This window comes from Salmonella sp. SAL00672, assembly GCF_046552175.1.
Lineage (GTDB): Bacteria > Pseudomonadota > Gammaproteobacteria > Enterobacterales > Enterobacteriaceae > Salmonella > Salmonella enterica.
This window is the reverse complement of sequence record NZ_JBGDUQ010000003.1, coordinates 79,609-92,738: the sequence shown is the minus strand read 5'-3', so window position 1 is coordinate 92,738 and position 13,130 is coordinate 79,609. Positions and strand designations below refer to the sequence as shown.

The window sequence follows — 13,130 nt, the reverse complement described above, 5'->3', positions numbered from 1 at the left end:
ACCAAATCGGGCAGCACAAGCTGTCCGGTTATCTCCTGGGAATAAGCTATGAAAATTAAAAAAACACTGGAACGTTTTCCTGGTGGTATGATGGTTGTACCGCTGATCATCGGCGCATTGTTTAAAACCTTTGCGCCGGAGGCGCTGGAAATAGGCGGTTTTGTCACCTCTATTTCGCATGGCGCAATGGCGATTTTAGGCATGTTTTTAGTCTGTATGGGCGCGGATATCCAGTTTAAAGCCGCGCCGAAAGCGCTGAAAAAAGGCGCTGCGATCACCTTTGCGAAATTTGCCAGCGGCGTGATTATTGGCATTCTGGTCGGAAAATTTTGCGGCCCGGATGGGTTATTAGGTCTGTCGGCTTTAGCGATTATTTCGGCGATGACCAACTCGAACAGTGGGTTATATGCCGCGTTGGTGGGGGAGTACGGCGATGAAACCGACGGCGGCGCGATTGCGGTAATATCGTTGAACGATGGTCCCTTTTTCACCATGCTGGCGTTAGGGTCGGCAGGCATGGTGTCGATACCCTTTATGAATCTGGTGGCGGTTATTATTCCCATTATCATTGGCATGATTTTGGGTAATCTGGATGAGGACATGCGCAAGTTTCTTAAACAGGGCAGCGTGGTAACGATTCCTTTTTTTGCCTTTGGGTTAGGATACGGTATTGATTTCGCACGACTTATCACGGCAGGTTCTTCAGGCATTTTACTGGGACTCATGACGGTGGCGATTGGCGGATTTTTTAATATTTTCGCCGATCGTCTGACGGGAGGCAGCGGCGTGGCAGGCGCGGCGGTCTCCACCACCTCTGGCAACGCCGTCGCGACGCCAGCGGCAATCGCGCTGCTCGATCCGCATTTTACCGACTTGGCGTCGACGGCGGCGGCGCAGGTGGCGGCCTCGACGATTATTACCGCTCTGTGCGCCCCCTTCCTGACCGTATGGATAAAAAAACGCTACGATCGTAAACTGAACCCAGCCGCCGCAGGCGGTTAGCGTTTCGGCGGAAAATAAATCACGACGGGCGGTCTCGCCCGTTCATAAACCAACAGGATGGTGAGTGATGAATAAGACGAAAGATATAGCCGCATCTCCTCTCTGTTTTGTCTCTCCTTACCCGCAACTGGCAAAGGCTGCCGAGGCGCTGGTCGCGCAGTTGGATTACGCCGTCACTATTCATCAAACGACGCTTAATCGTATCCTGGATGAGCTACCTTTATTAGAGTCCCGTGGGCACCAGGTGCTGATTAGTCGTGGCGGCTGTGCGGAAATATTAAAAAAGCACAGTAAATTACCGGTAGTCGAAATTAAAATGTCCGGCTACGACATTCTTGATGCGCTTATCCCTTTTAAAGGACAAAAAGGCACTGTCGGTATTGTCGGCTTTTCCAGTGTGATCAAAGGATGCGCGCGCGTAGCGGAACAGTTAAATATTAACTATAAAATTTTTACCTTACAGGGAAATGATAAAGAAACGATTTCTTGCCTGAAGCGGCAATTAGCGTCCACGCCATTAGATTGCATTGTTGGCGATACCGTTTGTCAGGATTATTTTTCACCGCTGGGCTCGCAATTCCGTTTACTTGATTCCAGCCCCGCCTCAATAACCGAAGCTCTGGAAGAAGCCCGCTCATTATATCTGGCTTTTCGCAGCCAATTACTCGAGCGTCATCATCTGCAGCTGATTCTCGATCAGTTTGATAAAGCTGTTATCACGCTTGATGATACCGGCGCGTTACTGCATTACAATAAATATGCGAGCCAACTTTTTAAAATTAACGCCTCCGGTGAGATTTATGACGCATCTTTCCTGAAACAGGTATTGCACCAGGAGCGGCATACATTACGTGAGGGAAAAACCGTCAGCGCGAAAGTCGTCGATACGCCGCAAGGCGCGATGGTGGTTAATCTGTATCCGGTATTTGCGGCCAGACAGTTAAGCCGGGTGGTGTTGACGATGCAAACCGTCTCCAGTTTACAGGGGGCGGAACATCATGTTCGCCGCCAGGAACTGTCTCGCCGCGGCTTGAGCGCCCGCTATCATTTCGACGATCTGCTTACCGAAAACCCGGAAATGCTGCGTCGTCTGGCGATCATTAAAAATTATGCCGGTACGGACGCGACTATCTTAATTAATGGCGAAAGCGGGACGGGAAAAGAGGTGCTGGCGCAAAGTATTCATAATGCCAGCCAACGCGTCAACGGCCCGTTTGTCGCCATTAACTGCGGCGCGATGGCCCCTCAGATTCTGGAGAGCGAACTCTTTGGCTATGTCGCCGGCGCATTTACCGGCGCGTCGCCGAAAGGCAAAATAGGCCTGTTTGAATTAGCGCACCACGGTACCATTTTTCTGGATGAGATTAGCGAGCTGGATAAACCGCTACAGACGCGCTTATTACGGGTATTGCAGGAGCGGCAGATTATGCGGCTGGGCTCAGACCAGATGATACCTGTTGATATTCGCGTGATTGCGGCGACCAATCAGACGTTAACGAAGCTCATTGCGGACGGGACATTTCGCGAAGATCTTTATTATCGGCTTAACGTATTAAAAGTAACCACTATCCCGCTACGCAAACGTCCGGAGGATATCAAAGCCATCGGCCTGTCGCTGCTTACTAGTTTCAGCCAGCATTATAAACGCCCGGCACTAACGTTAACCCCGGCGCTGTGGCAGGAGCTTCAGCGCTTCGCCTGGCCCGGAAACGTCAGGCAGTTAAGCAATATTATCGAACGGCTGGTGCTCTCTATTGATCACTCCCCGGCAACGCTGGATGAGGGCCGCCTCTTGCTGGACGATCTGGAAGAGGGGAGCCGACGCGAGCCAAGTACCTGCCACGACTGCCAGATGCTGGCTGGCGATTATAAAACGATTCGCCTGCGTATTTTGAGAAAATTATTAGAGGCGGAAAGGGATAATAAATCGTTAGTGGCGAAACGGTTAAATGTCGATCGTACCTCGCTGACGCGCTGGATACGCGAGTCGGCCTGACAAGAATTTACAGACTCTGTGGGCAGCCTTGCAAAGCGTAACGCAAATAACGTCTATTATTATAGGCAGTTAACGATCCAAGAGGTGAAGTGATGAACAAGGTTGCTCAATATTACCGTGAACTGGTGGCCTCATTAAGCGAGCGTTTACGCAATGGCGAGCGCGACATTGATGCGCTGGTGGAGCAGGCGCGCCAGCGCGTGATGCAAACAGGGGAGTTAACGCGAACCGAGGTGGACGAACTGACGCGCGCTGTCAGACGCGATCTGGAAGAGTTCGCCATGAGCTACGAAGAGAGCCAGGACGATAGCGTCTTCTTACGGGTGATTAAAGAGAGTCTCTGGCAGGAACTGGCGGACATTACCGACAAAACCCAGCTGGAATGGCGCGAGGTATTCCAGGATTTGAATCACCACGGTGTGTATCATAGTGGCGAAGTGGTGGGATTGGGGAATCTGGTGTGCGAGAAATGCCACTATCATCTGGCGGTTTACACGCCGGATGTGTTGCCGCTCTGCCCGAAGTGTGGCCACGATCAGTTCCAGCGCAGGCCGTTTGAGCCGTAAGGTTCATTATCGTGAGCGGACGGTTGCCGTCCGCCATGTTAAGTGTGCAGTTGGGCTTCCAGTTTGCGGATCTCTTCATCGACGTTCCATTTGCCCGTGGGCTGTGCTTTTTTGAACCAGTAGAGCGCTTGTTGTAGGTCTTGTGCGGTACCGTGTCCATCTCTGTACATGCATCCGAGGTTGTACCAGCCCGATGAATTGTTACATTCTGCTGATTTGTGGAACCATTCCAGTGCTAGCGAATAATTTTGCTCGACGCCATGACCGCATTTGTACATCCAGCCGATACTGTTATAGGCACCATCGTCACCCTGGTCTGCCGCTTTTCGAAACCAGTATATTGCCTGCTGGTAATCTTGTTTGATACCTTCTCCGATGTAATAACAATAGCCCATCTGATATTGCGAGTAGCTGCTCTCTTGTAGCGCGCTCTTCTTGTACCAAAGGGCGGCAAGGGATAAATTTTTCCGACATCCTTTCCCATTGCCATACATATACGCCAGTCTTTCCTGGCTGGCGCAATGGCCTTGTAATGCTGCCTGTTTAAACCAGTAGAGTGCCTGTGTATCATTTTGCTCTACGCCAGTTCCTGAATGATACATTCTCCCGAGATTATATTGCGCAAGGTTGTGGCTCTGTTCTGCTCCTTTGCGATACCAGGCAACGGCCTGGGCATAATCTGGCGCCATCCCGGTTTCTCCTTCCTGAACCCAGCCTAATGTGTTGAAAGCGTGGCGGTGTCCTTGCTGTGCGGCTTTTTCTGACCAGAATAAAGCCAGCGTATTATCTTTCATGTCGGTAGGCGTGTCTTTGTATCGTAAGCCGAGCCAATATTGTGCCTCGCAGTGTCCTTGTTCAGCTGCCTGCTGCAACCAATAAAAAGAGAGCTTATCCTCTTCGCTGCCATCTATACGTTCGTCATTATATAAACGGCCTAATATATATTGAGCTTCACTATTTCCTGACTGCGCCAGTTCGGTTAATTGTGCTAAAGATACGTTGTCGCAGGGATGACTGGTTATGGAATGATTCATTTTTTAATTTATCCCGCCATTGTTTTTTAGATTAATAATATATTGCGATTTGGCTTTGTTGTACTCTATTTTAGTTTTCAATTGCGTTTTTATTTGTGGTGTGAATATATTTTGGCGATTTATTATGGATAAAGAATCACAATATTTACTCTTTGCACTTTCCTCGCCGATGGAAGTATTGAACGAGGACTGTTTACCTTCACATTCGTCACCGAAAATGTATTTAGGTGTAAAACGTTTCGATCTTGAATCGTCGTGGGGTATTGAAAATCGTGATGAGCTGCTTCAGACCATTTCCCGCATGACGGATGACGGTCATGCCACGCAACTGGAATGGCTATATCGCCGCTGGTTTAGGTATGCGCCGCAGGAGTGGCAGGAGTATACCGACGCTCTGGACGAGGGAGATCGCATTTATGCCCGATTCGTCGCTGATACCGCCGTGTGTTGCGGCGAAGGTGGTATTCGCAGTTGGGATTATGTGCGGATGGGATTTCTCTGCCGCATGGGCGTGCTCAATGAATGGCTGACGGAAGAGGAGAGCCTGTGGCTGCAGTCGCGGATACAGCTTCGCGCGCTCAGCTATTATTCCGGCTGGTTGCCGTATTTCAGCGCCTATTACACCGGGCGTTTGTACTGGCAGTTACGGAATGGCGATAACCTACCGCTGCTACGCGAGACATTCGCCCGTAAGGAGTTTGACGACGCGGGGCGACGTATGATGAATAAGCTGATCGCCGGGAAAGACAGTTTTTACGCCACGCTGCCGTGGCGCTACCTGCCCCATTACCCTGAATGCCCGGACACGCTTCAGGAGGTGAGCGATCTATGAAAACCTGTTGGCAAGTCCTTGGCATTGAGGCCACCACGGATACCGACGCCATTCGTCAGGCTTATCAGGCGCTGCTGCCGTCATTTCATCCGGAAACCGATCCGCAGGGTTTTAAGCAATTGCGAGAGGCCTATGAGAATGCATTGCAGGGGACAACATCGCCCGCCATTACGGTGGTTGAAGAGGATCCCGATACCCCGTGGGTGAATTATCTCAGGGAGATATTCGGTGATTTGCTGGCGGATGGCGAACGGCGCTTTCAGCCGCAGGCATGGCAGGAGTTTATCCAACAGATCAATAAATTATCGATTTTACAGGTCGAAAAATCGCGCTGGTGGCTGTGCGCTATCGCGATGAAGACCTTTCCTATTTCTTACTCGTGTCTGAAACTGCTGTCAGATCGCCTGGCTTGGGAACAGGGGAGTGATAATCGAGATGTCGATGCCGAGGAGGTGGAGGATCTTTTGTTTGAAATCCGCCGTGGCGACCTGTTTGATTATTCGCTATTGCTGCATTTGCCAGTGGCGGTACAAAACCAGACTATTGCTTTTTATGATGCCCTGGACAACACCTTTTTCGAGCATCCTCTCTATTTCGCCCAACTTATGGCGCAGCACGGCGCCTGGATTATCCCGGACAATCTACGCTTTCAACGACGTCTGTTACGCTGGTTCAGCACCTTGCACTGGGGTATTGCGGAGCTGCTGCCTGTCGCCCTGGCATGGCAGGAAGCCGAACCCGATAACGCAACGCCGGGTTATTACTACTTAGCCCAGCGCGTATTTTGCGGTGAAGGCGATAGCCTGCTGCCAGAACTTTACGCGCAGTGGTGGGCGCATCCTTCTACCCAGCTTGACGATCTGTTGCTGCGCTGGTGCCGTCAGCATCGACCGGACTTTTTCCCGCTGCTGGTGATGGCGGTTGAGGGGCGTGAGCAGGTGGATATTAACGCTGAACAGCTGCTGTATATTCCCGGCTCAAGCGCTCGTTCCTGCTTGCTGTGGGCCGAGGCGCTGCACAGTGGCGCATTATCGCCGCTAAGCGAAAGTTTTATTGCGCGGCGTTTGAATTATGGCGCGCCAGCGATGAGTGAGGCGCATAGCCAGCATCCATACTGGCTGTTGTATCAGGTGGCGGATAGCCTGGCGTGCGCCGAGGAGCCGTCAGCGGCATTGTTACAGAGTCTGGTAACGAAGCTTGATGCGCCGGATATCTGCCCGTTGGAAGCGCTGGTTATTCGCGGGTTGCTGGGGCGGGCTGCGGCTGTCGCCACACCGTGTGAAGCTGTAGTCGCAGATGAAGAACTGGTGACGACGGTGACTTCGCCGAGTACGGAGGAATCTGGCGGCGGCTTTGGCCTCTGGCAGGTGATTAAAATCATTTTATTTATTGGCGTTGTCGGCCATGTATTACGCCAGTTTATGCATTAGGGATATCGAATATGGACAAGGAAGAACAATATTTACTTTTTGCGCTCTCCACACCGATGGAGGTGCTATATATCGGCAATGAGCCTTCGCATACCTCTCCAGCAATGTATACCGGAATTCCTGCTGTCGATCTCTCCGATTCATGGGGGATTGATAACCGTGAAGATCTTATTCAAACCATCTATCGGATGACGGACGATGGTCATGCGGCAGATTTGGCTCCCTTTTATATCCGCTGGTTTACGCTATCTCCTCGCCAATGGCGCGAATTTACCGCGCAGTTTGGCGAGCAGGGCCAGATTTATGCGCGATTTGTTGCCGAAACCGCACTATGCTGCGGGCGTGGCGGCATTAAAGCCTGGGACTATGTGCGTATGGGGTTTTTATGCCGGATGGGGGTGTTGAATCAATGGCTGACGGAAGAGGAAAGTCTGTGGCTGCAATCGCGTATCTATGCGCGGGCGTACTATTTTTACGACGGTTGGACGCAATATTTTGCCGCCTATTCGTTGGGTCGGCTGTACTGGCAGGCTAAAGGGGACACCATACAGGCATATTTCGCTCACCTAAAGTACGACGCTTCAGGCGCGCGGATGTTTAATGAACTGGCCTCTACGACAGAGAGTTATTATGCGCAGCTACCGTGGCGTCCGCTCAACGAACAACCGACATGCCCGGAAACGCTTAAAGGAGTGAGCGATTTATGAATATCTGTTGGGAAATCCTGGGCATTGAACCTACCACCGATCTGGAATGTATCCGTCAGGCTTATCTTGCCCTGTTGCCCTCATTCCACCCTGAGAGCGATCCGCAGGGTTTTAAGCGATTGCGCCAGGCCTATGAAGAAGCGCAGCACTGGGCCGCCTCGCCTGCGGAGGACGCAAAAACGGAAGAGGTGGGCGACGAACATGAAATACTGGTGGCGTTCAGGGAATTGCTGGCATCAGAGCGCGATCGCTTTCAGCCCTCGGCATGGCAGAAATTTATTCAGCAATTGAACCAGTGTTCGATGGATGAGATAGATAAGCTGCGCTGGCAATTGTGCGATATCGCCATGAAAACGGAAACGATCTCGCTGTCTTGCCTGGCATTGTTGGCGCAGCGTCTGAACTGGCAGCCGCAGGAAGCAGAAGATGATGCTGATGGAGAAGAGCTGGAAGCATTTCTGGAGACCGTAAAGCGGGGCGATGCGTTTGATCTGCTAAGTCTGGCCAAATTGCCTCTTGTTGTTCAAGACCAAACTGACGCCTACTTTTTTAAGCTTGAGCATATCTGGCGCTTTTATCCCGAACATTTTGCCGACGCTCTACAGGTTCAGGGCGCCTGGATAATTCCCGATGATAAACAGCTGCATCGTAAACTATTACACTGGTTTAGCGCCGAGCAGTGGGGCATGGCGGAACTGGTCGATATTGCTCGTCGCTGGCAGGCCGCGGAGCCGGATAACGAAGATGCGCACTATTACCTGTGCAAACAGCGTTTGCTCTGCGGTGAAGGGGAAAGCCTGTTGGCCGACCTTTGCGATTTCTGGCAGCGTTATCCCTCCACGCAGGCGGACGACCTGTTGCTGGGCTGGTGCCGCCAGCATCGGCCTGATTTCTTCCCGCTGGCGGTGATGGCGGTCGAAGCGCGCTGTATGGCGGATGCCGAATATGTCCCCGGTGAAAGCGCGCGCACGCGTTTACTGTGGGCCGACATTTTGCACAGCGGTAGGTTATCACCGCTGGGGCGTTCATTTGTTGACTCCCTGTTTTATAAGCGAAAAGCGATGGCGTGGGCAAATTCACGGCTGAGTACCCAGGGGGAACCCGAAACGCCGCTGTTGGATCTGTACCGGACGGCGGAGCAGGTGGTGCTGGAAGCGTTTCCCAAAGAAAAGCCCTTTTTTCGCCTGCTGATCCGGCTGGAGGAGGGGCAATCCTGTCCGCTGGAGGCGCTGATAACGCAGGCATTGTCATCTAAAATCGCCATGAAGCCAGGCGATATTCGTGACAAAAAGGAGCTGGCGGAAGAGCTCAGGCTGGCGGCTGAGAAAGAAGAGACAAAATTGTCTTCTGAAGCGAAAACCGAAGCACCCCGTCAGGCGGAATCTGGCGGGGTGATGAAAATCATGAAGATTGTCGGTTTGATCGCGTTGATTGTCTGCGCGTTAAATCGATTCTTCCATTTTTTCTGAACAGGGGTAGTGAAAGCGCCGTTACGGCGCTTTCGGCTCGTCAATACCCAGATATTCACAGGCGCGACGGCGTACGTCATCGACACGCTGCATATCATTAGACAGCAGGGCCGCGTCGAAATCGGTAATAATCTCCCCCAGCATTTCGCGCTCATCGCCTAACGCGCGTGACCACTGCTCCTCTAACTGTGCTTTAAACGTCCGGTTAATCAGCATATCGCGGGGATAAATTTTCAGCGCCAGCAGCCGCTCGCGGCTGGCGTCGATTTGCTGCGTCGTCAGTGAGGTGGCATTGTGACTGATGATTCTGGATTCACTCTTGCCGTCTTCCAGCAGCACGTCAACTTCCAGCAGACCATTAATATCGTAGCTAAAACGAATATCAATGGCCTGAATGTGCCCGTTCGGCTTCAGCATGACGTCAAAAGAATCAATCAGGATATTATTTTTCACCTTATGGCTTTCGCCCTGGTATACCCTGACGCAAATAGAGTCCTGCTCAGGGTGCATGGTGGAGTACGTTTCCACTTTTGACACCGGAACGGTGGTATTGCGTTCAATGATGGGCGAGAAAATACCAGGCACTCCCTGTCGGTTGACTTCCACGCCCAGCGAGTAGGGGCAGATATCCGTGAGGATCACCTCTTCAACGTCTTCATGGCGCAGGCGACAGGCGGCCTGAGTTGCGGCGCCAAGCGCCACGATGGTGCTGGGATCGTAACTTTGATAGGGCAATTTACCGAATAAGCGCACCGCGATGCGTTGCACCAGCGGCATCTGTGACGCGCCGCCGACCAGCACCAGGCTGTCAATTTGCTCCGGTTTGAGTCGGGAGTCGCGCAGCGCCTGCTCAATGGGCGTGCGCAGCCGGTTGAGCAACGGTAGCCACAGGGCTTCCAGCTCATCGTCATAAAACGTGCTTTCCAGAACGCTCTCCTGATAAAGCCAGCTCATGCGCAGCGGGGAGCTGCTGGCGCATTTTGCGGCTTCAACACAGGCATACAGCGCAGCCAGATCGCTATCCGTCAGCGCTGATTTATCGAGGTTCCAGCGTTTCAGCACTTCATCAAGCAACAAATGCGTGAAATCTTCGCCGCCGAGGTAGTTATCGCCAGCGGAGGCGTGAACTTCGATAATCGGCGTAGCGTATTCCAGAACGGTCACATCAAAGGTTCCGCCCCCCAGATCGAAAACCAGCGAACGGCTATTTTGCTGCGTATGCAGGCCATAAGCCATTGCCGCCGCCGTGGGTTCATTGATCAAGCGCACGGCGTTTAACCCCGCAAGCTCAGCGGCAAGGCGTGTATGCTTACGCTGCTCATCGCTGAAATAAGCCGGAACCGAGATCACGACATCCTTGATTGGCTGCTGAAGGTAGTCTTCCGCATCTTCTTTCAGCGAGCGTAAAACCAGCGAAGATAATTCCGGCGCATTAAACGACTCTTCACCCAAATGCCAGTGAGTATTACTGCCCATTGCGCGTTTAAATAAGGCAGCGGTTTTATCTGGATGAGATGTTTTACGGGCTGCGGCAGGTTTTCCCACCAGAATTTGTTTATTTTCATCCATACTAATTATGGATGGTGTTAAATATTCACCAAATTTATTAGGTATTAATTGTGCGGCTCCGTCTTGCCAGACGGCGATTAAACTATTAGTGGTGCCGAGATCGATACCAATCGCTAACGTTGCATTATCCATTGCGTTTAATTTATCGGGAAAGAGAGTTTATAGAATAAAGAACACCACCCTCTGGCGTGGTGATCTTTATCAATGTCACGCCTGGCGAAAGTATTCATCCATAATGTTCGTCAACTCCGGGCGCTCGCCGTCATCATTGATGGCGAAATCGAGGAAAAAAGCATCGGCTTGTGGCGTGCGTTTTTGGGCCAGTAAACGAAACGCCAGCGGGTAGTGGCAGGCATAACCGGGTGCGCGAGTCAGAAAACGGACAAAATCAATCAACAAGGGAGAATGGGTATAAAACAGCGCGCGTAACAGTACGGCGGGAAATCCCTCTTCGGTGATCCCTTGCGCCATGATTTTGTTGAGGCCGGCCTCGCTCAGATCGCCTGCGGCAATAATGTCTGCGCAGGCCGCAAGATTGGGATAATTCGCCGCGCAGTTAGCCAATGCGTTCGGCCAGTTGACGCGGGTATAACGTTCGTCATGGCGAGTAAAGTAATCCTCCCAAAGGGATGGCGGTAGTTTTTCGTACTGTATTTTCAGGGGGATGCGGCGCTGAAACTGGGCTTCTTCCAGGCGCTCGCCGTCATAAAATCGCAGGTATTGCTGTCGCGTCTCGTAGCATGTCATCGCCACCGGCTGGCTGATGACCCAGGTCTTCACGGGCCGGCCTTCCAGCGCGGCGGCGGTGGCTTTATGGTGACCATCAAGCAGGACGCAAAGCCAGCTGTCATTCATATACCAGGCCAGCGCGTGGCTCTCTGGCTTATCGCGGTAATACCCGGCGCGTTGTGGGTTAAATCGCGATGGGGGCTGGCCTGGCAGTAAAAAACAGGGTTCGCCGGACTGGTAGTGATAGTCCACGTCAGCAATCCACTGCCCTGTGGTCGCGGGATTCGGTTGTTTTTCGTTACCCACCGCCCAGAAAAAATGTCCGTTGCCATCTGTGGGATAAAGTTCGCGTTCCTCCAGTCGGTAATAGCCATCGGCAAAGAGTGAAAACAGCGGCGTCAGGGCGGTAAATGCTTCGTTCAACCCGACTCTTGGCTGATTCCACTCGGCAAGTGAGGATAAAAACTCCGCGGCGCCTTCATCATCATTGCTAAAACCAGCATAAACAAATTCTGCGCAGGTTGGGCACCAGGCTTCAGTGTAAAAACGAATCAGCGGCGAGCCATGCCAGGAGAGCGTATGAATACCGGCGTCAGAGTCGGGATCGTGGATAACGCAGGGACGAAGCAATGCTTTTCCGTTACGTACTGAAAACGTAATATGGGCTACGTCGTGCTGTAGCAGGCTGATTTCAGGTCTATTGTTACGCCAAAACATCGCTGTTCATCCCTGGATTCTACTTTGCGCTTTATGCGTAGTATTGCAGCCGTTCCGCCAGCAAATCGACAAATCCCTGGCGGTCTACATCGACCATCACCGTCGCATTCGGCTTATTCCCCGTCAGGAAATAATAATCCACCACCGTCATCCCCTGGGTGTATTTCCCCTGGGTTTCCACGCCAACCCAACGCTCAACGGTGGTGAAAATCTCGGGTTTCAGCAGCCAGGCGATAGTGCACGGGTCGTGCAGCGGCGCGCCGACAAATCTCCATTTTTCGTCTTTGTGGTACTCCATAAAGAAGTCCAGCAGTTCGGCGACGATGGTGGAAATCGGGTTACCGATGGCGCGAAAGCGTTCGATATCGGCGGCGTGAATCTGTGCCTTATGAGTGACGTCCAGCCCGGCCATCACCACCGGAATGCCTGACTGGAAGACAATTTCTGCCGCTTCCGGGTCGACGTAAATATTAAATTCCGCAGCGGGCGTCCAGTTACCCAATCCCATTACGCCGCCCATGATCACAATGCGGGCGATTTTCGTATGCAGTTCCGGATGGCTATTCAGCAGCAGCGCCACGTTGGTCTGTGGGCCAGTAGAGACGATGGTGACCGGCTGTGAGCTCTCGCGCAGTGTTTTTGCCATCAGCTCAACGGCAGTGCCGCTTTGCGGGGCGAATGACGGCTCGGGCAGCGCCGGGCCGTCGAGGCCGCTTTCGCCGTGAACGTTATCGGCGATAATCAGTTCGCGCATGAGAGGTTTCACCGCGCCGCCCGCCACCGGAATATCCGGGCGTTTGAGCAGTGTCAGCATCCGCAGCACGTTGCGCAGGGTCTTCTCCGGCGTCTGGTTACCGGCGGAAGAGGTGATCGCTTTCACTTCCAGTTCAGGGGAGGCGAGGGCGAGAACGAGGGCGATCGCGTCATCATGACCCGGATCGCAATCAATAATAATGGGCTGTGCCATAGCGGTTCCTTGTAAGCGGTACTTTGTGACAAGGTTAACGCCCGGCTGGATACGTTTCGAGAAGCGAAGAAGTAAAGCGTGAGATAGCGCGCACTCTGACGTGCGCGCCGGG

Annotated in this window: 11 protein-coding genes; 7 read left to right on the top strand and 4 right to left on the bottom strand. The window is 52.5% G+C overall.

What is annotated here, in order from left to right; genetic code table 11:
* Nucleotides 1–48: 48 nt before the first annotated feature.
* From ACLJTG_RS10215 to ACLJTG_RS10205, 3 genes are all read left to right on the top strand, one after another.
* Entirely contained in the window at nucleotides 49–1,002 is a 954-nt protein-coding gene (locus ACLJTG_RS10215) for a 2-keto-3-deoxygluconate permease (protein ID WP_000694477.1), read from the top strand.
* A 67-nt stretch (nucleotides 1,003–1,069) separates the two neighbouring features.
* Entirely contained in the window at nucleotides 1,070–2,998 is a 1,929-nt protein-coding gene (locus ACLJTG_RS10210; RefSeq protein WP_001044181.1) for a sigma-54 interaction domain-containing protein, read from the top strand.
* Nucleotides 2,999–3,090: 92 nt separating this feature from the next.
* Entirely contained in the window at nucleotides 3,091–3,564 is a 474-nt protein-coding gene (locus ACLJTG_RS10205; protein WP_001044884.1) for a zinc ribbon-containing protein, read from the top strand.
* Between the two features lie 38 nt (nucleotides 3,565–3,602).
* Here ACLJTG_RS10205 and ACLJTG_RS10200 read toward each other — a convergent pair whose 3' ends face one another.
* Nucleotides 3,603–4,598 carry a tetratricopeptide repeat protein gene (locus ACLJTG_RS10200; protein ID WP_079951136.1) on the bottom strand — a complete coding sequence of 332 codons (996 nt, stop codon included), beginning with the start codon at nucleotides 4,596–4,598 and terminating at the stop codon, nucleotides 3,603–3,605.
* A 124-nt stretch (nucleotides 4,599–4,722) separates the two neighbouring features.
* Between ACLJTG_RS10200 and ACLJTG_RS10195 the strand changes: the two genes are divergently transcribed.
* The 4 genes from ACLJTG_RS10195 to ACLJTG_RS10180 are packed head-to-tail and all read left to right on the top strand — an operon-like array spanning nucleotide 4,723 to nucleotide 9,036.
* Nucleotides 4,723–5,430 carry a DUF1266 domain-containing protein gene (locus ACLJTG_RS10195; RefSeq protein WP_001575803.1) on the top strand — a complete coding sequence of 236 codons (708 nt, stop codon included), beginning with the start codon at nucleotides 4,723–4,725 and terminating at the stop codon, nucleotides 5,428–5,430.
* Entirely contained in the window at nucleotides 5,427–6,860 is a 1,434-nt protein-coding gene (locus tag ACLJTG_RS10190; RefSeq protein WP_198898223.1) for a J domain-containing protein, read from the top strand. The genes ACLJTG_RS10195 and ACLJTG_RS10190 overlap by 4 nt, the downstream gene beginning before the upstream one ends.
* A gap of 11 nt (nucleotides 6,861–6,871) precedes the next feature.
* On the top strand, nucleotides 6,872–7,567 hold the full coding sequence (locus ACLJTG_RS10185) for a DUF1266 domain-containing protein (protein ID WP_000356624.1): 696 nt from the start codon (nucleotides 6,872–6,874) through the stop codon (nucleotides 7,565–7,567).
* The gene (locus tag ACLJTG_RS10180; protein WP_080078103.1) at nucleotides 7,564–9,036 is read left to right on the top strand and encodes a J domain-containing protein; all 1,473 of its coding nucleotides are present in this window, start codon (nucleotides 7,564–7,566) and stop codon (nucleotides 9,034–9,036) included. Before ACLJTG_RS10185 ends, ACLJTG_RS10180 begins: the two co-directional genes overlap by 4 nt.
* A gap of 21 nt (nucleotides 9,037–9,057) precedes the next feature.
* On the opposite strand, the gene hscC is transcribed toward ACLJTG_RS10180, so the two are convergent.
* From hscC to rihA, 3 genes are all read right to left on the bottom strand, one after another.
* Entirely contained in the window at nucleotides 9,058–10,737 is a 1,680-nt protein-coding gene (hscC, locus tag ACLJTG_RS10175; protein WP_000368034.1) for a molecular chaperone HscC, read from the bottom strand.
* A 75-nt stretch (nucleotides 10,738–10,812) separates the two neighbouring features.
* Nucleotides 10,813–12,051 (bottom strand): hypothetical protein, encoded by a 1,239-nt coding sequence (locus ACLJTG_RS10170; RefSeq protein ID WP_079951132.1) that lies wholly within the window; start codon nucleotides 12,049–12,051, stop codon nucleotides 10,813–10,815.
* 31 nt (nucleotides 12,052–12,082) lie between these two features.
* Nucleotides 12,083–13,018, bottom strand: a complete 936-nt coding sequence (gene rihA / locus ACLJTG_RS10165) for a pyrimidine-specific ribonucleoside hydrolase RihA (RefSeq protein WP_079951131.1) — start codon at nucleotides 13,016–13,018, stop codon at nucleotides 12,083–12,085.
* Between the last annotated feature and the right edge of the window lie 112 nt (nucleotides 13,019–13,130).